This window comes from Acidocella sp. C78, assembly GCF_907164655.1.
Window position 1 is genome coordinate 302,310 of the sequence record NZ_CAJQZK010000060.1, and the last position, 22,267, is coordinate 324,576.

The following is a 22,267-nucleotide window of genomic DNA, read 5'->3' on the forward strand; positions in this document are numbered from 1 at the left end:
GCGGATCGAGATAGCTTCATTCGATCACCACGCGGACTTTCGAAAGGTCCTTGCCCTTGGTGAGAGTGGCGACGTAGCGGTCAAACCGCTCGCGAAGATCCCCGACGGTGCACGGTAGCCCCCCCTCGGACAGGGCCACTTGAAGTGCCGCGTTGCCGAACGTCACCTTCTGCAACCCGCTCAGCACCTCCTGCAAAGCCTTCAAAAAGGCTGGGTTCACTGGATCAGGAAGCTGCTTGCTCTTGAGAAAGCTCTGGAGTTCTCCCTTGCCGGCGGCATCGCTGACAAGTTCAATATTTGCAGACACTGTGGGATCTTCGAGGTTGGAACGGAGCGTGTCCGTCCAGCCGCGAACCAACGCATCCAGCACCCCGTCCAGGTCCGTCAGAGTCTTCTTCGAGGTCGCGCCACCAGCAGGCTCTTCCCCTGGCCGGAAGCCGCAATGCGGGCAAAGCGGATCGCTGTCGAGGTCTGGACGGCTAAGCTGGAAACAGGTCTTCAGGGCAAACAGCCGGTTTTCGAAATCCCGCAGCTGCTGCGTTGGCATCATGTCCACGCCGGCGATTTTCTGAAGCTGCGCCAGACGCGAATCCTTCGCGAGGCCGGCCTTCCGCTTATCGTCGTTGGCGCCCAGGCGCGCACGCTCATGCGCCGCCAGATAGGCATCCTGATACTTCGACTTCAGATCTCCCAACGTCTGAGTGAGAAGCCTTTTGAAATCCGACTCCGAACGCTGTTTCGGGCTGGCAATCTTGGCTGTCAGATCGGCGCGAACGGTCCGCACCGTGTCCTGCCAGGGATGGCTGGCATCCAACAGCGCCTCTGCTTTGCCCAGATATGATGTCAGTGGACTGGTCTGCTGCAGGAGAACGCCGAGCTCGTCGACCTCGCGAGCCAGCTCTATCGCCGGCTTCTGACCCAACACAGCGGCGGAATCATGCGGGAAGTTTTTCAGCTTCCCGGACGTGTTGAACGGCTGCAGGGATTCAAGGAAGCCCTTGAGACTTCCGAGCCGATCCTTCCAATCCTTCTGCTCCTGCTCCGACAGGATCGGTCGGCCCCAAAAGACCAGCTCTGCAACGCGCGCCTGTGAGGCGACCACCTTCCCGAGAAGCTCGGCCGCCCGCTGCTGAACTTTGGCTACTCCGTCGTCCCGGTTTGCGGGATTGACGATGAGCCCCTTTGGCACGTCGAGAAGATCGCACAGATCCTGGAGCGGCCCGAGCGGCAGGTCCCGCGGGCGATCGATGTGCTTGAATTCGGTGACCTCTCCGATTCCGATCTTTGCGAACTGGTCGATGCCAGCCGCGTCGATCTTTTTCCCGGCAAGGCTGAGGACGATGTCCCCGCTATGGACCAAGGCGGCTAGAACCACACTTAGAAATTCCGGCTCGATCCGAAACTTGGTCCAATAATCGACGCCGGACTCCGAGGCGATCAATTCGGACCGATTGAGCACCTGGCCTTGGCCTTTTTGGCTCAAAACGTCGAGCACGTTCTTGCCATAGCGCGAATTGCGCGGCTTCAGCGTTTCGCCGTCCAGCAGCTCCAGCGCGTCCAGAATCGCCGAGCCCTGTTTGCTCTTCACGCCACCGGCAATCCAACGCAGCGCTTCCTGCGCGGCCTGATCGCGGTTCTGGCGCGTGACCAGCACGCTGAATATCGGGTACTCAGGGCTCTTATCCGCGAAATGCGGCGCCAGCAACGCCGAACCGGCAGTGTTGACGTAGTCTCTTACCGTCGCGTTCGGCGGCAGCTTGCCACGAACGACCTCCAGTAACGTCTTTGATCGCCCCTGATGCACGACTTCGACGGCGGTCGGTACATGCTCGCGCAACCAGGCTGTCAGTGCGCGGAGCTGATCCGTTGCCTTGTCTTCATAGATCTTCTTGTTGCTGCCCGAAGCAGCGGCAGCCTGTTCCCGCGCGCCGGCATACAGACGAAGAGCGCGTTCGAACGCATCGTCTCGGTCCTTCAGTTTGAAGAAGACCTCGTCTGCCTTTTTCTCATCCTTGAAGTACGGCGCATCGAACGGCTGCAGGAAATATAGATAGAAATCGCGAGCGGGTTGCGCCGTCGAGCGCTCATTGGGAGCCCCGAAGAACAGGTAGCCGCTGCGGCCGGCACGCCGTTCCCGCCACTCGATCTCGTGTTCCCAGATGCGATAGCCGGTGACATAGGGCGGAGCATCAGGATCTTCGAGAACAACTCGCCGCAGCGCGTCAAAATAATATCGATCAAGTTGCGCGTCGCCGAGGGTCTCTGCACGCTTTTCGATGAGAGAGTCGAAATCGACATCCTTCTTCAGATCAAGAAAATACTGGCCGTTCTCCTTGTTGAAGCTGAGAAACTGGCCACTGACCGTACGAAGAAGCTCCTTTAAAACGGTTTCGACGAGCGTTCGCAGAAACTCGGCGTCCTTCTCTGGCACCGGCAGCATGAGGCAAAGATCGTCTCTCAGCTCCTCAGCCGTGGCTCCAATCGGCGCATAGATATCGGCCGTCGTCAGGCGATGGACGGAAAGCGCGTGAACGATCCGGATAGCGGCGGCCTTGTATTGCGGCCGGGTGAACGCCTGCTGGACGCGCGCATCGAGCACGCCGCTGCGATCGATGACTTCTTTGATGGCGGGATCGGATCGGAATGACGGGTTGTCCCGGAGCACACCCCAGTATGAATCGTAGGCAATGAGCCCGGTGTCATTCTTCGGAACGTCGTTGTCGATGATGCGCCGAATGGCGGCGCTAAGTGTCTTCAGCACCTCACGCTTCTCGGCCACATAAACGCGCTCAAACGTGTCGAGATAGGCAGGGTGGATCGGGAACAGGCGGACGAATTCCTCCATCCGTTCGTTCATTGAGCCATACAGGGGCGCGAACTGCTTCAGATGCTCGCGGATCAACGCCTGCTGCTTGGCATCCTTTTTGAGGATTCGCTCGGCGACGACGAACGCGACGTCGTCGCGGGCGATGCGAACTTGCTCGAACCGATCCTTCACGCGTCGCAGAGTGTCTGCCACGAATTGGAACCGCGGATTGTCGAACAGGCTCTCCTGGACGCCGGCAATAAAGCGGAACCGCGACCCCTTGCAGACCTCGCCAAGCTCTCGCAGGAACGAGAGGTCGAGGCTCAGCGCCTGATCGGCTCGCGACCGCAGATAATCGAGCAGTTCATCGAGAACGAGGATCAGGCCGCGGTCGGGATGAACGGCCTGAAACGCCGCCATCATCTCCTCGAAGGCAGACTTGTTTTCGTGACGGTCATCGGTGGAGGGAAACTCGTAGGTAACACCCAGCCCACTCAGGCCGTCCTCCAAAACTGAGCAAACGATGTCGCGCAGTGACATGGTAGTGGACCCAATCTCGGCACGGATCACACGAAAGCGGCCAGCTATTTCGGCGGCCTGCTGAGCAACCTTTTGATTGGTTAGCCGTGCGGCGAGGTCCGGATGTTCAGCGATCGCCGATACAACGGCCATCAAGTGAGATTTACCCGTTCCGTAGTTGCCGACGACAAGGATTCCCTTGTTGTCGGCCGGCTTAGTGAACTGCAATTGGGGAAAAACCAACTCCCCGAGCAGCTCGGCCATACGGTCAGAAATCACGAACGTCTCAACCAATCTGCGGGCGTCTGTCGCAGAATCCGCTTCGCGAAGCTGAACGACCGTTTCAATCGGTTCAAATTGAATGAGGTCCGAATACTTCATGCCATCTCCTCCCCGCGCGTTTCCGCTTCGGCCTGATCGCTGTCACCGGCGTTGACGATCACCGCTTGGGGTGTCTGATATCTGCGCGCCTCCGGATGGCCTGGCTCCGCATAGGTGAGGCACGCCCCATCGAAACCGCCTGGCCAAGCGGCTATTATCGCTCTGTTCCGCGACAGAAATTGCAAAAGCCGAAGTGGGTCCTGCGCCAATTCCTCGGCGAAGAGCATCTCGATATTGTCGAGCAGGACCACATCTGATTGTTCCGATCGAACCATATCGTCGAGAATATTTGCGACGCGCGTGGCTCGTTGACGATGCGTCAATTCAAGAAGCCGTTCTGAAAGTCGCAGATTGACATTGACGCGCGGCCAACTGTGCTGGGCCGCCAGCTCGGTCAGCATTGCAGTCTTTCCTGATCTGGCAGGCCCGACCGCCAAAACGAGCTTGTAGTAGGCGTCCCTTGTTCGTGGCAGCACTTCCTGAATCTGTGATGCGAGGGGCGTGGGCATTCAGCTTCCTCCCTCGCTGCGAGACGCGGCCTTCTGTTGCTCGATCCACCGATCGAGGTCGACACGCTTGAATCGCCACTGACCGCGGACTTTGAAGGCCGGAAGCTGAGCCTTCTGGGCCATCGTGTAGACCGTCTTTTCAGCGACCTTCAACAAGATGGCGACCTCGGGCAGCGTTAGAATCTCGTCCGGCATAGACCGGCCCTCTCATCAGAACGGATGGCAGAACCTGCCAGAGTTTAGCAAAAGATGCTAGGCTTTGGATTGGCGGGATTTACCCCTCCGCAAAAAGTCGAATTTGCTTCCGTCGCTCGTTGAGCGTTGTCTCCACCGACGGCCAACCGTCCGATTCCTACGCCAGAGCCGCACCCGGCACTACGCGGCCAACTCAACGCTTCCCATGATCAGCGACTATCGGTTTCCATTGGCATCAGACGCCAATCAAGGAGACACCGTCATGGCCGCGATGATCGAGCAATCCATCAAACGGACCATCCGCCGCGGCGAGCTGCGCCAGATCGTGCCGCTTGCCGACTCGACCATCTACGAGATGGAGCAGCGTGGCGAATTCCCCCGCCGCTTTGCCCTCACCACCCGATGCGTGGTCTGGGATCTCAGCGAAGTGGAAGCCTGGCTGGCCGACCGCCGACGGGCCACGGAAAGCGCCTCGACGCGGCGCGCGCCTCACCCGGACGTCCGCAAGCGCCGAAGCCGCCCCGTCAAAGCGCCGGGTCAGGAACCAGCATCGGCATCGACGGCGGAATGAGAACAGGGAGATGTTTTCGTCCCGCCACCCAGGCGTCGATGATATCCGCCCACTCCTGCATCATGTGCCGCCGCTGAGGTTCGTATTCCGCCTTGTTGTAGACGCCGCGAGACGACCGGCCGTCCTCATGCGCTAGGCACTTTTCGATCCAGTCACTGTTGAAGCCGATCTCGTTCAAAAGCGTGGAGCCGGTCCTGCGCAGGTCGTGAACGGTGAAGGGCTCCAAGGGTAACCCCTCGGATTTCGCGCGCTCCACAACGGCATATGTGATCCGATTGAACGTCGCCCGCGACATCGGGGCATCGGCGTCATAGCGCGACGGCAGCAGGTAGCGGGAATTCCCGGCACAGGTTTTCAGCGCGATCATGATGTCGAGGGTTTGCCGAGACAGATAGACGTTGTGGGCCTTGGACCTCTTCATCCGTTCTTTGGGGATGCTCCAGACGGCATTCTCGAAATCCACTTCGTCCCAGGTTGCGTCCTGCAGCTCGCTCTTGCGCACCATGGTGAGGAGGAACAGGCGCATCCCAAGTCGGATCGTAGGAAGCGTGGCCACATGTTCAAGCTGCTTGAGCATGATGCGTATCTCAGTCGGAGACAGCGATCGGTCCTTTGCCACAAAGGTGGCGATCGACGCCGGCCCGACTTCGTCGGCCGGATTGGCAACCTTCTCCCCGTGCAAAATCGCAAAGCCGTAAATCTGTTTGATGATGTCGCGGACATGGATGGCCGTCGCCGGCGCGCCGCGTTCGACGATCTTCGCGCAAAGCGCTCGCAGATCATCAGGCGTGATCTCGTGCAGAAGGCGATTTTTGCAGGTCGGGACCAGCTCCCGTTCGAAAATGGCTCGGCGCATCGCACGGGTGCTGTCGGCCATCGTCGCCGTGGAAAGCCACCTCTCCCCAAATTCGCCGAAGCTCTTCGCCTCTTTGATCCGCCGTTTCGCACGCTGTTTTTCGTGGGCGGGGGAATTACCCTCCATGATCGAGCGCCGCGCATCGATCGTCATCTCACGGGCGCGGGCCAGGGATAACTCGGCGGGGCCGTACTGGCCGAAAGTGACGGTCTCGCGCCGACCGTTCAGCCGATAGTCGAGCCTGAAAGTGACCGTTCCTGACGGTGCGACGACGACGTACATGCCGTCGCGATCTGCCACCTTATACGGTTTCTCTTTAGATTTCAGGTTCTTAAGGGCCACGTCCGTCAGCATCGCTCTCACCTCTGAGAAAAATACCGTCAGGCCTTTTTTGACGGCTGTATTTTCTATTTCCCCCTTTTTATCAGTGACTTACGAGGAAAAAAATACCGTCAAACGACCTCAACGGGTTGACGGTATCGCGAGTTTTGGACGTGAGCAAGAGGTGATGATACCGTCAGAGATGCCGTCAAATTGGAGCGCTGCCTCCAAAATGACGGCGATTGATCCTGACAGGTATTTTTATTTATTTCAGTGGTTTAGTGCGATTTTTCGATTGTTGGCGGATGCCGCCGAAAGGCCCTAAATCATTCCCACTCGATTGTGCCGGGTGGTTTGCTAGTGATGTCGTAGGTAACGCGATTGATGCCGCGAACCTCGTTCACGATCCGTCCTGCAACCCGGGTGAGGAAATTCATGTCGAACGGATACACGTCCGCGGTCATGCCATCGGTGCTGGTGACTGCGCGCAGGGCGCAGGCGAAGTCGTAGGTGCGGCCGTCGCCCATCACGCCGACGCTGCGCACCGGGAGCAGGGCCACGAAGGCCTGCCAGATCGCGTCATACAAGCCGGCGTTGCGGATTTCCTCAAGATAGATCGCATCCGCCTTCTGCAGGATGCGCACCTTGTCGCGATCGACCGGACCGGGAATGCGGATCGCAAGGCCGGGGCCGGGGAAGGGATGGCGGCCGACGATGGTTTCGGGCAGGCCAAGCTCGCGGCCAAGTTCACGGACCTCGTCCTTGAAGAGTTCGCGCAGCGGCTCGACCAGTTTCATCCGCATCCGTTCGGGCAGGCCGCCGACATTGTGGTGCGACTTGATGACGGCGCTGGGCCCGCCGCGTGCGGAGACGCTTTCGATCACATCCGGATACAGCGTGCCCTGGGCGAGGAAATCCGCGCCGCCGAGCTTCTGCGCCTCTTCCTCGAACACCTCGATGAACAGGCGGCCGATCGTCTTGCGCTTCACCTCCGGATCGGAAACGCCCTCAAGGGCTGCGAAGAAGAGGTCCGACGCGTCGCGATGCACAAGCCGGATGTTGAAACGATCACGGAAGACGCGCACGACCTCGTCCGCCTCGCCGGCGCGGAGCAGGCCATGGTCGACGAAGATGCACACAAGCTGCTCGCCGATCGCCTCGTGGATCAGCGCCGCCGCGACCGAGGAATCGACGCCGCCGGACAGCCCGCAGATGACCCGCCCGGCGCCGACCTGGGCGCGGATCGCATCGCGCGCGGTTTCGCGGAAATTCGCCATCGTCCAGCCGCCCGCAAGGCCGCAGACCTTGTGCGCGAAATTCGCGAGCAGGCGGGCGCCGTCCGGCGTGTGGACGACTTCGGGGTGGAACTGCACGCCGTAGATTCGCCGCGCATCGTCGGCGATGGCGGCGAAGGGGGCGCCTTCGCTCACCGCCACGGCGCGGAAGCCGGGCGGCAGCGCCGTTACCCGGTCGCCATGGCTCATCCAGACCTGGGCGCGTTGGCCTTTGGCCCAGACACCCTCGAACAGCGCGCAGTCTTCGACGATGTCGATGAAGGCGCGGCCGAACTCGCGATGGTCAGACCCTTCCACCGCGCCGCCCAGCGCATCGCAGATCGCCTGCTCGCCATAGCAGATGCCGAGCACCGGCACGCCGGCCCCGAAAACCCCGGCGGCGGGTTTGGGCGCGACCGCCTCGATGACGCTCGCCGGGCCACCGGAGAGGATGATGCCCTTAGGTGCGAAGGCCGCCATGCGCGCCGGGTCGGCGTCGAAGGGCCAGATTTCGCAATAGACGCCGGTCTCGCGCAGGCGTCGCGCGATCAGCTGCGTCACCTGGCTGCCGAAATCGAGGATGAGGATGCGGTCTGCGGAGGATGCGTCGGACATGACGCCTCAACAGCACGCCACGCGGCCGGGTTCAATCCCTCCGGGCCGCGCGGCGCTCACGGCTGCCGCTCGTCAGGCGACGTGTTCGGCGAAGAAGGCGAGGCTGCGATGCTCGGCGATCTCGTTGGCGCGGGGGTTGAAGCTGGGGCGGTCGTGACAACCGAAGCCGTGCTCCGCTCCCGGGTAGACGAAAATCCCGACATCCGGCTGCGCCTTGCGGATCAACTCGACATCCGCGAGCGGAATGCCCTTGTCCTCGGCGCCGAAATGCAGCTGCACCGGGCAATTCGGCTTTTCCGACCGCGTGGCCGCGATGCCGCCGCCATACCAGCCGATCGCGGCCTTGAAGCTCTTGCTCCGCGTGGCGCCCCACCAGGCGATTGTGCCGCCCCAGCAATAGCCGATGATCCCGGTGGGTCGCGGTGAAAGGGCCGCGGCCGAGGCTTCGATATCGCGCATCACGGCCTCTTCCGTGATTTCCGCGCGCAGGGCGAGGCCCTTGTCGCGTCCTTCAGCGTCGTAGCCGAGTTCGACGCCGCGCTCGACCCGGTCGAACAGCGCCGGAGTGATGACGCGGTAGCCGAACGAGGCCAGGTGATCCGAAATCTGCCGCATGTGCGAATTCACGCCAAAGATTTCCTGCACGATCACGATGCCACGCCGCGCCGCGGTGTCGCCAGCGGCGTAGGCCTGGAATTTGTGTCCGCAAGAGGCGGTCAGGTTGATCATCTCACCCATCATCATGCTCCGTCCGTTTTGGCGAACCGCGCGAAATCCCGCGCGAGGCGCTCATAGATTGGCCGTTTGAACGGCACTGCCAACGCGGGGATATCGGAAAGCTCGATCCAGCGCCATTCATCGAATTCGGGATGCCTGTGGGCGTCGAGGCGGATCATCTCGTCGCTGCCGACAAACCGCAGCGCGAACCACCATTGCTTCTGGCCACGATGCCGGGCGCCGAATTTCGCCACCACTTCAGGCGGAAAGTCGTAGCTGAGCCAATCCCCGATTTCGCCGATAACCTCGACCGCCGCGGTGCCGATCTCCTCGTCCAGCTCGCGCAGCACGGCGGCAGCGGGATCTTCGCCTTCGTCAATGCCGCCCTGGGGCAGCTGCCACTGATAGGCGGCATCGCGGCCGAGATCGGCCCGGCGGGCGACCAGCACCCGACCGGCACGGTTGAACACCGCGGCGCCGACATTGTGCCGGTAGGGCAGGGTGGTTGTCTCCGTCATTTTGTCTTCCGCGGCGCGATCAGGGCGCTCACCGGCACGAGAACCAGCCCCTGCGCCTTCAGGCCGGCGCACCATTTCGTCAGGATGTCGATATCGCTTGCCGTCGGCGACGAAATGACGCCGAGAGCGCTGCCCTGAACGACGGCGACACCCGCCAGCTGGTTCAGGGACTGCAACTGGTCCGCTCCGCTCATCTCGGGATGGATCACCACATCCGCTCGACGGCCAGGGATGCCGGGCGGGAGTTTTACCCCCTCGATGCGGTCACCATGAACAGGCCAGTGGTTTGCAGATGCTTGCCGAGCCACTGGCTGTTCATGGCCTGAGACAGGAATGTCTCATCGGTCGTCATCCCGATTTCGTCGGTGACGCCTGCGTAGCCGGCCGCGCGGGAAAGTGCCCAGTCAAGCCGCCTCTGGTTGACCGAATCAAGCTCGCTGCCGTGCAGGGCCTCGTCGCCCTCGGTCACGGTAGGTTCCCGGCTCGTCTCCATCGGCAGCCCAAGCAGCGTCTCGTGCCCCGCCTTGCGCGCTGCCGCCGCCACGTCTTGCGCATGGGGGCCATAGGGCGTGAGCGCCAGCGAAACCGAGGGCGGCAGCGACGTAACGGCATCGAGGCTGGGCTTGAGCGCCTCACCGATACCGCCGACGAGAATGGCCACGCGATGCAGCCCGTTGGAAAGATGGGCCGGGGCCGCGTAATACGCCATCGGCTTGGTCTTGCCGGATTGCCGCGGGATCATCCATGCCGGATTGGCCGGGGATGCCACCAGCAGTTTCGGGTTGGGCGGCGGGATGGCCCCATGATAGAGATGTCGCACCAGCTCGGGCCGGGCCGGCTTTGCCGGCTGCGGCGGCCCCAGTGCGGCCAGTATCGCGCCACCGATGACAGTCGCAAGGCCAGTGCCCGCCCAGAAACGCCCGACCGAGCGCGCGATTCGGATCGCGCGCATTGGTCAGTGCGTCGTGCCGCTCTTCGGCGCCGCCATGGCGCGGACGAGCTTCAGAGCCATCTGCAACTGATAGTCGGTTCCCGGCTTTTTCAGCTCGAGTTTGGGCCAGCCCACCGGTGGCCGCGCCGCGATCGTTTTCGCAACCGCTGGCAGCACCAGCTTGGGCGGCAGGATCGGCGCCTTCAGGCCCGAAGGATTGCGGAAGGCGTGCGGCATGTTCGATTCACGGATCTTCGGGAAATGATCCTTCGGATTGTTCGTTTCATGCACGACGAGATCGGGTTCGACGCCGTAATCTTGGAGCGACTTGCCGGAGGGTGTGTAATAGAGCGCGGTGGTCATCCGCAGCGCGCCATGGCCAGGAATGGTGAAGATGGTCTGCACCGAGCCCTTGCCGAAGGTGCGGGTTCCCATCACCACCGCGCGGCGGTTCTGCTGCAAGGCCGCGCTGACGATTTCAGCGGCCGAGGCGGTGCCGGAATTCACCAGCACGACGATCGGCTTGCCGCCGGTGATGTCGCCGTCATGCGCGTACCAGACCTGGTCGTCGGACTGATGGCGGCCATGGGTGGACACGATTTCGCCGGTATTGAGGAAATCATCGGCCACGGCGATGCCCTGGTCGAGCAGGCCGCCGGGATTGTTGCGCAGATCGAGGATATAGGCATTCACCTTGCCGTGGCCTTCGGCCTTCAGCTTGGCCACGCCGCGGCGGATGTCGCGGTTCGCGTTCTCGGAGAAGCTGGCGAGGCGCAGGTAGCCGACATCGCCGTAGAGCGCGGTCTTGACCGCCTGGACGTGAATGATCGCGCGAGTCAGGGTGACGTGGACAGGCTTGTCGACGCCCGCACGCTTGATCGTGAGTTCGATCTTGCTGCCCGCCGGGCCCCGCATGCGATTGACCGCCTTGTCCAGCGTCATGCCGATCATCGGCTTGCCGTCGATCGCGACGATCAGGTCGCCGGGCTTTATGCCCGCCTTGGCGGCCGGCGTGCCATCGATCGGGCTGATCACCTTGATGAATCCGCCCGCCTCGGAAACCTCGATCCCGAGACCGCCGAACTGGCCCGATGTCTCGGCGGTCATGTCCTTGTACTGGCGGGCGTTCATGTAGGCGCTGTGCGGGTCGAGCCCGCTCAGCATTCCGTTCATCGCGTTATAGACCAGTTTTTTCGATGATTCCGGCACGACGTAGTCGGCCTTGATCCGCTGGAAAATATTTTCGAACAGGCCAAGCTGGCGATAGGTTTCGTCGTTCTGCGGTGTACCGGCGACTGCGCCGTGGATAACCGGATCCACCATTCCAACGCCGACCCCCGCCGTAAAGGTCGCCATGATCAACAGGGAGGTCCTGAGCTTCATCTACGCCATCCTCATCGTATCTCTCACCAATAGTGCGGCTGGCCCGGAAGTCCATAGCCGGAAATGGGCGGGTCAGCGGTTCGCTGTTCCGGCACCGATGCGCTCAGCCGGATCGACTGCCTTTCCGTCATGCCGCAACTCGACATAAAGCCGCGGCTGATTTCCGGGGTTGTGCGCGTCGAATGCCGGCATGCGACCAACCGGCTGGCCGGGCTCGACATGCTGGCCTACCGATACATCGAACCGCTCGAACCCCGCCATCACGAAATCGTATCCAGCCCCGCAGTCTATGATCATCAGCTTACCATAACTCGCGAAGGGACGCGCGAACACCACGCCGCCGCCGCAAGGCGCGCTGACCACGGCGCCGGGTGATGCGGCGAAGGTGTCGCCGGTTGCCGGGCCGGTCGCCGTGGCGCTGGCAAAAGCGCGGATCAGCCGGCCAGCGACGGGGGCGTTCGCGAGGATTTTCGGCGGCACCGAAGGCGAGATTCGCGCGGCGGCTGCGCGGGCGGCCGCGGCCTGGGCAGCCGCGGCGCGGGCCTGCTTGAGGCGGTTGATCACGCCGACGAGGTCATGTGCCTGGCTTGCGGCCTTGGCCGCCTGCCGGGCTTCCGCATAACGGCGGCGCCCAGCCCGGGTTTCTGCCGCGGTGGTAGCCGCGATGGCCGCCTGCAATGCCGCATCGCCGGCCTTCTGCCGTGCGATGGCCGCGACCAGCCGGGTCTTTTGATCTTGAAGTTGCAGGGACAATGCCGTGTAGCGCTGCTGTGCCGCCTGCAGGGAGCGCGCCCGGGCGGCGATCTGCCGGGTCATTCCCTGCATTGCCAGGGCGCCTTCGGCGGCCTTGCCCGGCGCCGAACCGGCGGCAATGAGGGTTGCCGCTGGCCGCCGCGCGAGTCTGATGATGATTGGCAGCAAGGGTGCGATGGCTGCGGACGATGCCTCGATGTCCGCTCGCGCCGCCTCTGTTTTGGTCGCCAGATCGGCCAGCCGGCTGACGATCTCGGCGGTCTTGTCTTCGGCGGCCCGCAAGGCGGCATTCGCAGCGATTTCCTGGGTCAGCAGTCCCTGCCGCCGCGCCGCCGCGGCGGCTTCCGCCCTGGCCGCCGCGGCTGCCGCGGCGCGATGGCGTTGCGCCGCCGCGTTCGCCTGATCGAGACGGTTTCGGGCCGTGCCCAGCTGATCAGCCCGCGCTGTGCCGGCAGCAAGTATCGCGGCCAACAGCGCGGCGGTCGCGGAACGGCGGCGCGCGGCCAAAGGCATCAGGCGCCGATCAGGCTCCGCCCGGTCATCGCCTCCGGTTGGGGAATCCCAAGCAGGGCGAGAAGCGTGGGCGCGAGGTCGGCAAGGCGGCCATCATGCAGCTTCGCCGCCGCCGGCCCGCCGGCCAGCAGCACCGGCACGCGGTTGAGCGTGTGCGCGGTGTGCGGGCCGCCGGTTTCGGGGTCGCGCATCATCTCGCAATTCCCGTGATCGGCGGTGACGATCATCGTCCCGCCCTGGGCGCGGATCGCCGCCTCGATTCGGCCGAGTCCGGCATCGACCGCCTCCACCGCCTTGATCGCGGCGGGGAGCGAGCCGGTGTGGCCGACCATGTCGGGGTTGGCGAAGTTGAGGACGATGAGGTCGAAGCGGCCGGAGTCGATGGCGGCGACGACCTTGTCGGTCAGTTCCGGCGCCGACATTTCCGGCTGCAGGTCGTAGGTCGCGACCTTGGGCGAGGCGACGAGGATGCGTTCCTCGCCCTCGAACGGCGTTTCCCGCCCGCCGTTCAGGAAGTAGGTGACGTGAGGATATTTCTCGGTTTCCGCCGCGCGCAGCTGGCGCTTGCCGGCGCGGGCGACTACCTCGCCGAGCAGATCGTCCATCCGCTGCGGCGGGAACAGTGTGTGCATGAAATGCGCAAGCTCATCGGAGTAGGTCACCATGCCGAGGGCGGCGGCGAAGCGGATGTGCCGGGCGTGATCGAAGCCATCGAAGCCCGGATCGAGCAGGGCGGAGAGGATCTCGCGCACGCGGTCGGCACGGAAATTGGCGCAGAACAGGCCGTCGCCGTCGCGCATGCCCTGATAGCCGCCGATCACGACCGGTTTGACGAACTCGTCCGTCACGCCGCCCGCATGGCTCGCCCTCACCGCTTCGGCGGGATCGTCGGCGTGGTTGCCCTTGCCTTCGGTGAACAGGTCGAAGGCGAGGCGGACCCGCTCCCAGCGGTTGTCGCGATCCATGGCGTAATAGCGGCCGATTACTGTGGCGATCTCCGCCCCTTTCGGCAGCGCGCCGCCCAGCCAGGCGAGGCAGTCCGGCGCGCTTTCCGGCGCCGTGTCCCGCCCGTCGGTGATGGCGTGGACGAAGACGGGAATCCCGGCCTGCGCGACCGCGCCGGCGAGGGCGGCGATGTGGCGCTGATGCGCATGCACGCCGCCGGGGGAGACCAGGCCAAGCAAGTGGCAGGCACCGCCCGATTCGCGCAGCGCGTCGATGAAGCGGCGCAGATCGGCGTTCTCGGCGAGCGAACCGTCCTCGATCGCGCTGTCGATCCGGGGCAGTTCCTGCATCACCACCCGGCCCGCGCCGATATTGGTGTGGCCCACTTCGGAATTGCCGATCTGCCCCTCGGGCAGGCCGACATCGCGGCCGCAGGCGTTGAGGAAGGCGTGCGGCGATTCCCGCCAGAGACGGTCGAAATGCGGCGTGTTCGCCTGGGCCACGGCGTTGTCCGCGCGATCCTCGCGCCAGCCGAACCCGTCGAGTATCGTCAGCATCACCGGCCTGGTCATCGCATTCTCCCTCATCTGCCGCCCGCAGATGGACCGAGGCGCTTGCGCGGGTCAAGCGCGGTTCCGATCCGGCGCCGGCACCTTTATATAGGGCGAATGCTGATCGATTCTCATTGCCATCTCGACTACTTCACCGAGGCCGAGCGCCCCGCCGTCATTGCTCGCGCGCATGAGGCCGGGGTGGAACGCATGGTGACCATCGGCACCTCGCTGCGCCAGTCGGAAACCGCGATCGCCATCGCCGAGAGCGATCCCAGCGTGTTCGCCTGCATCGGTGTGCATCCGCACAATGCCGGCGGCGAGGCGGGCGTGCCCAGCCCGGAGACAATCGCCGAGATGACGCTGCATCCACGGGTGATCGGCATCGGCGAATCCGGGCTCGACTATTTCTACGACAAGGCGCCGCGCGCGGTTCAGGCGGAGAATTTCCGCGCCCATATCCGCGCGGCGCAAATGACCGGCCTGCCGCTCGCCATCCATGCCCGCGACGCGGATGACGACATCGCCACCATGCTGGAGGACGAGCACGCGAAGGCGCCTTTCGCCTTTCTGCTTCACTGCTTCTCGTCGGGCCGGAAGCTGGCCGAGCGGGCGCTGGCGATTGGCGGTTTCTTCTCTTTCTCCGGCATTCTCACCTTTCCGAAATCGGCCGAGCTGCGTGAGATCGCGCGCGATATTCCGCGCGAGCGGCTGCTGGTGGAAACCGACTCGCCCTATCTCGCCCCGGTGCCGTTCCGCGGCAAGCGCAACGAGCCGGCGCATACCGTCCACACCGCCAAGGTGCTGGCCGAGGTGAAGGGCATGGGGATGGCCGAACTCGCCGATCTCACCACCGCCAATTTCAACCACCTGTTCGCCAAGGCTTCATGAGGTTCACGCTCACGCTGCTCGGCACTGGCGGCTCGGCCGGGATACCGCAGATCGGCGGCCCGGACGGGGCTGGCGATTGGGGGCAATGCGACCCGGCGGAGCCGCGCAACCGCCGCACGCGCGCCAGCGTGGTGTTCACCGCCGAAGATGGGCAGCGAATCCTCGTCGATACCGCGCCGGAAATCCGCGTGCAGCTGACCGAACAGCGGATTGACCGGATCGACGCGGTGATCTTCACCCATTCGCATGCGGACCATATTGCCGGGCTCGACGACATCCGCATCCTCAACCGCCTCCGCGGCACTCCGATCGACGCCTATACCGACGAGCGCACCTGGGTGGAACTGCGCCAGCGGTTCGACTACGCGTTCCGCCCCTGGGAGCCGCCCGGCTTCTTCCGCCCGGTTTTGCAGACGCACACGATCCTCGCGGGTGAAACGCGGACCATCGCCGGCCTGCCGGTGCGCTTCATCCGCCAGGATCACGGGTTTATTCCCTCGCTCGGGCTGCGCGTCGGTACTGTCGCCTACTGTCCGGACGTGGTGCGCTTCACGCCCGACCAGTTCGCCCTGCTTGAGGGCGTGGACACCTGGATCGTGGATTGCTTTACAAAGCGAGGACCACATCCCACCCACGCCTATCTCGGTCAGGTGATCGACTGGGCGAAAGCGCTGCGGCCGCGCCGCACCATACTCACCCATATGGGACTCGACATGGATTACCGCACGCTGTGCGACACGCTGCCCGCCGGCTTCGAGCCCGCCTTTGACGGCATGATCATCGAGGGAGACGCGCCATGACGCATGAAGAGAAGCTCGACCGGCTGGCCGAGGTCGCCGTCCGGATCGGCGTCAATGTGCAGACGGGCCAGGAGCTGATCGTCAATGCGCCGATCGAGGCGCGCGACCTGGTCGACCGGATCGCGACCCATGCCTATCGCGCCGGCGCGGCGCTGGTGATTCCCTTCTTCGCCGACGATATGATCCAGCGCGCCCGGTTCCGCGAGGCGAGCGAGGACAGTTTCGATTTCGCCCCGGCCTGGCTGTACGAAGGGGTCGCCAAGTCGATCGGCGAGGGGGCGGCGATGCTGACCGTGGTCGGCACCGACCCGATGCTGCTCGCCGATTGCGACCCGGCGCGGATCGGCCGCGCTCAGCGCGCGATGGCGCGGGCGATGAAGCCGGTGCGCAGCCTGATCAGCAGTTTCGCCACCAATTGGTCGATCCTGTCCTTCGCCACGCCGGGCTGGGCGAAATCGGTCTTCCCCGACGATCCCGACCCGGTCGCGCGTCTGTGGGATGCCATTTTCGAGGTCAGCCGCATCAACGAGGCCGATCCGGTCGCCGCCTGGCACGCTCATGTCGCGACCTTGCGTGCGCGGTGCGACGTGCTGAACGCCCGCCGCTTCGCCGCGCTGCGCTTCAGTGGCCCCGGCACCGACCTGGAAGTCGGCCTCGCCGACGGGCATCTCTGGGCGGGCGGGTCCGCGACATCGAAGGATGGCACGGCCTGCATGCCGAACATGCCGACCGAGGAAGTCTTCACCATGCCGCATCGCGACCGGGTGAACGGCACGGTGCGGGCGAGCAAGCCGCTCGTGCATGGCGGTGCGCTGATCGAGGACATCGAGGTGCGGTTCGAGGCGGGAAGGATCGTCGAGGCGAAGGCGAAGCGGGGCGAGGACGTGTTCCGCGCCCTGATCGCGACCGACGAGGGGGCGAGCCGCCTCGGCGAGGTGGCGCTGGTGCCGGATGCTTCCCCGGTATCGCGTTCGGGGGTGATCTTCCGCAACACGCTGTTCGACGAGAACGCGGCCAGTCACATAGCGCTCGGCCAGGCGCTGGCGCTCAACATGGAGGGCGGGTGCGATGCCGGGCGCGGCGCCAACGAAAGCCTCATCCATGTCGACTGGATGATCGGCTCGGCGCTGATGGATGTCGATGGCTTGAACGCCGACGGCTCGGTCACGCCGGTGATGCGCGCCGGCGCGTTCGTGATCTGAGCGCCGGCCGGCGCTCAGAGCCGGCGGACGGTGTAGGCGGCTTCCAGCGCCTCGGTGATCGAGCGGCCATGGGCAGCGTCGCGCGCCTCGAACATCACTTCGAGATGCGCGGCCTGGACGGTCGGCGAGGCGAACTGGCGCTGGTGGACGACTTCGATGATGTTGCCGCCCTGATCGCCGATGCGGGCGGCGATGTCGGCCAGCACGCCGGGACGGTCGGGGATTTCCATCAGCACCTTCACGATCCGCCCATCGCGCATCAGGTTGCGCAGCAGCGTGTTGGCAAGGACGCGGGTGTCGATATTGCCGCCGCAGATCGGCAGGGCGAGCCGGCGGCCAGCGAAGCGCTGCGGGAAGGTGAGCACCGCGGCGAGGGCGGCGGCGCCGGCGCCTTCGGCGACGATCTTGCCGCTCTCGGCCAGCATCGCGATCGCCTGTTCGACCGCGGCTTCCGGCACGACCAGAACCTCAACTTTTTGTTCCTTCAGCAGCGCGAGCGGCAACTGGCCGATATCGCGCACGGCGATGCCCTCGGCGATGGTGGCGCCGCCAACCTTGATTTCCTGCCCCGCGAGCGCCTGGGCGAAGCCGGCATAGCTTTCGACCTCGACGCCGAGGATCTCGACCTCCGGCCGCAGCGCCCGCGTTGCCACGGCGCAGCCGGCGATGAACCCGCCGCCGCCGGTCGGGATCACCAGCGCGTCGAGGTCCGGCAGATCCTGGAGGATTTCGAGGGCGAGCGTGCCCTGGCCGGCGATCACGTCGGCGTCGTCATAGGGGTGGACGAAGACCAGCCCCTCGCGGGCGGCGAGTTCGTGGGCGTGGGCGGCGGCCTCGGCGAGGGTTTCGCCGTGCAGCACGACCTGCGCGCCCCAGGCCCGGGTGCGGGTGACCTTGGTGGTCGGGGTGAAGCGCGGCATCACGATGGTGGCGCGGATGCCGGCGAGCTGGGCGTGGCGCGCCACAGCCTGGGCGTGGTTGCCGGCCGACATCGCGATCACGCCGGATTTGCGCTCGGCCGCCGTCAGCAGGGCGATGCGGTTCGCGGCTCCCCGTTCCTTGAAGGCGCCGGTCGCCTGGAGGTTTTCAAGCTTGAGATGGATGTCGGCGCCGGTCGCGCGCGAAAGGGCATCCGCGCGCACCAGCGGGGTGCGCAGCACCGCGTCGGCGATCCGGCCGGCCGCCGCCTCGATATCGGCGAGGGTGACCAAGGCTTCAGCCGAACCGGACGGCGAGGATCTCGTAGCTGCGGTCGCCGCCGGGAGCCGGCACCGAGACGGTGTCTCCCGGCTTCTTGCCGATCAGCGATTTGGCCAGGGGCGAGGTCACGGAAATCCGCCCGGCCTTGATGTCCGCCTCGTGAACGCCGACGATCTGGTAGGTGACCTCCTTGTCGGACTCCTCGTCGACGAGTTCGACATGGGCGCCAAACTTGATCGTGTCGCCCGACAGGGTGGACGGATCGATCACCTCGGCGGCGGAGATGATCTCCTCGAGTTCGGCGATCCGCCCTTCGATGAAGGACTGGCGCTCGCGCGCGGAATGGTATTCCGCGTTTTCCGACAGGTCGCCGTGGCTGCGGGCCTCGGCAATCGCCCGAATGATCGCCGGCCGCTCCTCGGACTTGAGGTGGCGCAGCTCGGTTTCGAGATTCTGCAGTCCGGGCCCGGTCATCGGGAATTTTTGCACGGCAGTTCCTTCAGTCAGGTTAAGCCATCCGACAGGGGGATGAGCGAAAAATGCGCGGGCCAGGACAGCCCGGCACCACGGTCATCGAAACGATTGTGCAAAATACGACTGAAGTGGCGCAACTTCAAGGCTACCCGCCGCGAGGGCAGCGATGGCATGCGAGGCCGCCCGCGCGCCGGCGATGGTCGTGTAGTGCGGCACCCCATGGTTCAGCGCCTGGCGGCGGATGTCGAAACTGTCCGCCACGGTCTGCGCGCCGGAGGCGGTGTTGATGACGAGCTGCACCTCGCCGGAGCGGATCGCGTCGACGCAGTGCGGCCGTCCCTCCAGCACCTTGTTCACCGCCCGCGCGGCGATGCCGGCCTCGGAAAGATGCGCGGCGGTACCCCGCGTCGCCATGATCTCGAAGCCGAGATCGATGAAGCGGCGGGCAATCGCGAGGATCGCCGGCTTGTCGGAGTCCCGCACCGAGAGGAACACCGTGCCGGCCTGCGGCAGCTTCACCCCGGCGCCGAGCTGCGCCTTGGCGAAAGCGCGGGCGAAGCTGACATCGAGGCCCATTACCTCGCCGGTCGACTTCATCTCGGGGCCCAGCAGCACGTCGACGCCGGAGAAGCGGGCGAAGGGGAACACCGCTTCCTTCACCGCAACATGGCTGCGCATCACGCTGTCATCGAGCCCGAATGAGGCCAGCGCCTCGCCGGCCATCACCCGCGCGCCGATTTTTGCGACCGGCACGCCCGTCGCCTTGGCGACGAAGGGCACGGTGCGCGAGGCGCGCGGATTGACCTCCAGCACATAAACGTTCTCGCCCTGGATCGCGAACTGCACGTTCATCAGCCCGATCACGTTGAGCGCCTTCGCCATCGCCTCGGTCTCGGCGCGGAGTTCGGCGACGATGGCGGGGGAGAGCGAATAGGGCGGCAGCGAGCAGGCGGAGTCGCCGGAATGAATGCCGGCCTCCTCGATATGCTCCATCACGCCGGCGACATAGACGCTCTGGCCATCGGCGATGCAGTCGACATCGACCTCGATCGCGTCGTTCAGGTAGCGGTCGATCAGCACCGGGTTGGTGCCGGAGACCACCACCGCCTCGCGCATGTAGCGGCGCAGGCTGGCGATGTCGTAGACGATTTCCATCGCCCGGCCCCCCAGCACGTAGGAGGGGCGGATGACGACGGGGAAGCCGATCCGCTCGACGATCGCCTCCGCCTGCTCGGCCGAGCGGGCCAGCCCGTTTTCCGGCTGGCGCAGGCCGAGCGAGCGCAGCAGGTCGTGGAAGCGTTCGCGGTCCTCGGCGGCGTCGATCGCGTCGGCCGAGGTGCCGAGGATCGGGATACCGGCCTCGGCGAGGGCCTGGCTGAGCTTGAGCGGAGTCTGTCCGCCATATTGCACGATGCAGCCGAGCAGCGTGCCTCGCTCCTGTTCACGGCGGAGCAGGGAGAGCACGTCCTCGGCGAAGAGCGGCTCGAAATAGAGTCGGTCCGAGGTGTCGTAATCGGTCGAGACGGTCTCGGGATTGCAGTTGACCATGATGGTCTCGAACCCGGCCTCGCGCAGCGCATAGGCGGCGTGGACGCAGCAATAGTCGAACTCGATGCCCTGGCCGATCCGGTTCGGGCCGCCGCCGAGAATGACGACCTTGCGCCGCTCGCTTGGCTCCGCTTCGCAGACCGGCGCGCCGAAGCCGCCTTCATAGGTCGCGAACATGTACGACGTCGCCGAGGCGAACTCGCCGCCGGTGCTGTCGATGCGGCGATAGACCGGGGTGACGCCAAGGGCGAGGCGCGCCTTGCTCACATCCACCTCGCTCTGGCCGGTCAGGCCAGCGAGGCGGCGGTCGGAGAAGCCGAGCGCCTTGAGCGCGCGCATGCCGATCTCGTCGCCGGGTAGGCCTTCGGCGGCGACGCGGCGTTCGGCCTCGACGATGTCCTCCATCTGGCGGAGGAACCAGGGGTCGAACTTGCAGGCGGCATGGATTTCCTCGACCGTCAGCCCGGCGCGCAGCGCCTCGGCGGCGATCAGCAGCCGGTCCGGCCGCGGGGTGGAGAGCGCGGCGCGGAAGGCGTCCCGCGTGCCATCGCCCGGCTTCTCGACCGGATCGAGCCCGGCGAGGCCGGTTTCCAGGCTGCGCAGCCCCTTCTGCAACGCCTCGGGGAAGGAGCGGCCGATCGCCATCGCCTCGCCGACCGACTTCATCGAGGTCGTCAGCAGCGCCGGCGTGCCGGGGAATTTTTCGAAGGTGAAGCGGGGGATCTTGATGACGACATAGTCGATCGTCGGCTCGAAGCTCGCCGGGGTGACGCGGGTGATGTCGTTACGCAGCTCGTCGAGCGTGTAGCCGACGGCGAGCTTCGCCGCGATCTTGGCGATGGGAAAGCCGGTCGCTTTCGATGCCAGCGCCGAGGAGCGGGAGACGCGCGGGTTCATCTCGATGATGACCATGCGCCCGTCGGCCGGGTTGACGCCGAACTGGACGTTCGAGCCGCCGGTATCGACGCCGATCTTGCGCAGGCAGGCGATCGAGGCGTCGCGCATCAGCTGGTATTCGCGGTCGGTGAGCGTCAGCGCGGGAGCGACGGTGACGGAATCGCCGGTATGCACGCCCATCGGGTCAATATTCTCGATCGAGCAGACGATGATGCAGTTGTCCGCCTGGTCGCGGACCACCTCCATCTCGTATTCCTTCCAGCCGAGCACGCTCTCCTCGATCAGCACCTCGGTGGTCGGCGAGGCGTCGAGCCCGCCGGCGACGATTTCGATGAATTCCTCGCGGTTATAAGCGATGCCGCCGCCGGTGCCGCCGAGGGTGAAGGAGGGGCGGATCACCGCCGGCAGGCCGACGAGGTCGAGTGCGGCGCGGGCCTCCTCCATCGTGTGGGCGATGGCGCTGCGCGGACTTTCGATGCCGATCTCGGCCATCGCGTCGCGGAATTTCAGCCGGTCCTCGGCGCGGTCGATCACCTCGGCGCGGGCGCCGATCAGCTCGACGCTGTGCTTCTCCAGCGTGCCGGCCTTGGCGAGCGACATTGCGGTGTTCAGCGCCGTCTGCCCGCCCATGGTGGGCAGCACCGCATCCGGCCGTTCCTTGATGATGATCTTCTCGACCATCTCCGGCGTGATCGGCTCGATATAGGTGGCATCGGCCAGTTCGGGATCGGTCATGATCGTGGCCGGGTTGGAGTTCACCAGGATCACCCGGTAGCCCTCCTCGCGCAGCGCCTTGCAGGCCTGGGCGCCGGAATAGTCGAACTCGCAGGCCTGGCCGATGACGATGGGGCCGGCGCCGATGATCAGGATCGACTTTATGTCTGTACGTTTCGGCAT

General features: G+C 64.9%; 19 protein-coding genes. 4 read left to right on the top strand and 15 right to left on the bottom strand.

Features of this window, described 5'->3' with window-relative positions:
- Positions 1-16 precede the first annotated feature (16 nt).
- The 3 genes from ACIDOCELLA78_RS81980 to mads1 are packed head-to-tail and all read right to left on the bottom strand — an operon-like array spanning position 17 to position 4,410.
- On the bottom strand, positions 17-3,706 hold the full coding sequence (locus ACIDOCELLA78_RS81980) for a DUF6079 family protein (RefSeq protein ID WP_201727595.1): 3,690 nt from the start codon (positions 3,704-3,706) through the stop codon (positions 17-19).
- Positions 3,703-4,215, bottom strand: a complete 513-nt coding sequence (brxF, locus tag ACIDOCELLA78_RS81985; RefSeq protein ID WP_201727596.1) for a BREX-3 system P-loop-containing protein BrxF — start codon at positions 4,213-4,215, stop codon at positions 3,703-3,705. Before brxF ends, ACIDOCELLA78_RS81980 begins: the two co-directional genes overlap by 4 nt.
- Complete coding sequence (mads1, locus tag ACIDOCELLA78_RS81990; protein WP_201727597.1) at positions 4,216-4,410, bottom strand: methylation-associated defense system helix-turn-helix domain-containing protein MAD1; 195 nt, start codon at positions 4,408-4,410, stop codon at positions 4,216-4,218. It lies immediately after the preceding gene.
- A 262-nt stretch (positions 4,411-4,672) separates the two neighbouring features.
- Between mads1 and ACIDOCELLA78_RS81995 the strand changes: the two genes are divergently transcribed.
- The gene (locus ACIDOCELLA78_RS81995) at positions 4,673-4,981 is read left to right on the top strand and encodes an AlpA family transcriptional regulator (protein ID WP_249674934.1); all 309 of its coding nucleotides are present in this window, start codon (positions 4,673-4,675) and stop codon (positions 4,979-4,981) included.
- Here ACIDOCELLA78_RS81995 and ACIDOCELLA78_RS82000 read toward each other — a convergent pair.
- From ACIDOCELLA78_RS82000 to gpmI, 9 genes are all read right to left on the bottom strand, one after another.
- Entirely contained in the window at positions 4,935-6,191 is a 1,257-nt protein-coding gene (locus ACIDOCELLA78_RS82000) for a tyrosine-type recombinase/integrase (RefSeq protein ID WP_201727598.1), read from the bottom strand. The genes ACIDOCELLA78_RS81995 and ACIDOCELLA78_RS82000 overlap by 47 nt on opposite strands.
- A 293-nt stretch (positions 6,192-6,484) precedes the next feature.
- Entirely contained in the window at positions 6,485-8,047 is a 1,563-nt protein-coding gene (gene guaA, locus ACIDOCELLA78_RS82005; protein WP_201727599.1) for a glutamine-hydrolyzing GMP synthase, read from the bottom strand.
- Positions 8,048-8,119: 72 nt separating this feature from the next.
- The gene (locus ACIDOCELLA78_RS82010) at positions 8,120-8,785 is read right to left on the bottom strand and encodes a dienelactone hydrolase family protein (RefSeq protein WP_201727600.1); all 666 of its coding nucleotides are present in this window, start codon (positions 8,783-8,785) and stop codon (positions 8,120-8,122) included.
- Between the two features lie 2 nt (positions 8,786-8,787).
- Positions 8,788-9,282 carry an RNA pyrophosphohydrolase gene (locus ACIDOCELLA78_RS82015; protein ID WP_201727601.1) on the bottom strand — a complete coding sequence of 165 codons (495 nt, stop codon included), beginning with the start codon at positions 9,280-9,282 and terminating at the stop codon, positions 8,788-8,790.
- Positions 9,279-9,491 carry a divergent polysaccharide deacetylase family protein gene (locus ACIDOCELLA78_RS82020; protein WP_283770798.1) on the bottom strand — a complete coding sequence of 71 codons (213 nt, stop codon included), beginning with the start codon at positions 9,489-9,491 and terminating at the stop codon, positions 9,279-9,281. Before ACIDOCELLA78_RS82020 ends, ACIDOCELLA78_RS82015 begins: the two co-directional genes overlap by 4 nt.
- 38 nt (positions 9,492-9,529) lie before the next feature.
- Positions 9,530-10,234, bottom strand: a complete 705-nt coding sequence (locus tag ACIDOCELLA78_RS82025) for a divergent polysaccharide deacetylase family protein (RefSeq protein WP_283770799.1) — start codon at positions 10,232-10,234, stop codon at positions 9,530-9,532.
- 3 nt (positions 10,235-10,237) lie between these two features.
- Positions 10,238-11,596: a S41 family peptidase gene (locus ACIDOCELLA78_RS82030; protein ID WP_201727602.1), complete on the bottom strand. Its 1,359-nt coding sequence runs from the start codon at positions 11,594-11,596 to the stop codon at positions 10,238-10,240.
- A 72-nt stretch (positions 11,597-11,668) separates the two neighbouring features.
- A complete protein-coding gene (locus ACIDOCELLA78_RS82035; RefSeq protein ID WP_201727603.1) occupies positions 11,669-12,862 on the bottom strand; it encodes a murein hydrolase activator EnvC in 1,194 nt (397 codons plus the stop codon).
- Positions 12,862-14,379 carry a 2,3-bisphosphoglycerate-independent phosphoglycerate mutase gene (gpmI, locus tag ACIDOCELLA78_RS82040; RefSeq protein WP_201727604.1) on the bottom strand — a complete coding sequence of 506 codons (1,518 nt, stop codon included), beginning with the start codon at positions 14,377-14,379 and terminating at the stop codon, positions 12,862-12,864. Before gpmI ends, ACIDOCELLA78_RS82035 begins: the two co-directional genes overlap by 1 nt.
- Before the next feature lie 96 nt (positions 14,380-14,475).
- Here gpmI and ACIDOCELLA78_RS82045 point away from each other — a divergent pair, with 96 nt between their 5' ends.
- The 3 genes from ACIDOCELLA78_RS82045 to ACIDOCELLA78_RS82055 are packed head-to-tail and all read left to right on the top strand — an operon-like array spanning position 14,476 to position 17,251.
- Complete coding sequence (locus ACIDOCELLA78_RS82045; protein ID WP_201727605.1) at positions 14,476-15,249, top strand: TatD family hydrolase; 774 nt, start codon at positions 14,476-14,478, stop codon at positions 15,247-15,249.
- A complete protein-coding gene (locus ACIDOCELLA78_RS82050; protein ID WP_201727606.1) occupies positions 15,246-16,049 on the top strand; it encodes an MBL fold metallo-hydrolase in 804 nt (267 codons plus the stop codon). Before ACIDOCELLA78_RS82045 ends, ACIDOCELLA78_RS82050 begins: the two co-directional genes overlap by 4 nt.
- Complete coding sequence (locus ACIDOCELLA78_RS82055) at positions 16,046-17,251, top strand: aminopeptidase (RefSeq protein WP_201727607.1); 1,206 nt, start codon at positions 16,046-16,048, stop codon at positions 17,249-17,251. The genes ACIDOCELLA78_RS82050 and ACIDOCELLA78_RS82055 overlap by 4 nt, the downstream gene beginning before the upstream one ends.
- Positions 17,252-17,265: 14 nt before the next feature.
- Here the strand turns inward: ACIDOCELLA78_RS82055 and ACIDOCELLA78_RS82060 are convergent, their stop codons facing one another.
- From ACIDOCELLA78_RS82060 to carB, 3 genes are all read right to left on the bottom strand, one after another.
- Positions 17,266-18,462 (bottom strand): threonine ammonia-lyase, encoded by a 1,197-nt coding sequence (locus ACIDOCELLA78_RS82060; protein WP_201727608.1) that lies wholly within the window; start codon positions 18,460-18,462, stop codon positions 17,266-17,268.
- Positions 18,463-18,466: 4 nt separating this feature from the next.
- On the bottom strand, positions 18,467-18,940 hold the full coding sequence (gene greA, locus ACIDOCELLA78_RS82065; protein ID WP_201727609.1) for a transcription elongation factor GreA: 474 nt from the start codon (positions 18,938-18,940) through the stop codon (positions 18,467-18,469).
- A gap of 81 nt (positions 18,941-19,021) precedes the next feature.
- Positions 19,022-22,267 carry a carbamoyl-phosphate synthase large subunit gene (gene carB / locus ACIDOCELLA78_RS82070; protein WP_201727610.1) on the bottom strand — a complete coding sequence of 1,082 codons (3,246 nt, stop codon included), beginning with the start codon at positions 22,265-22,267 and terminating at the stop codon, positions 19,022-19,024.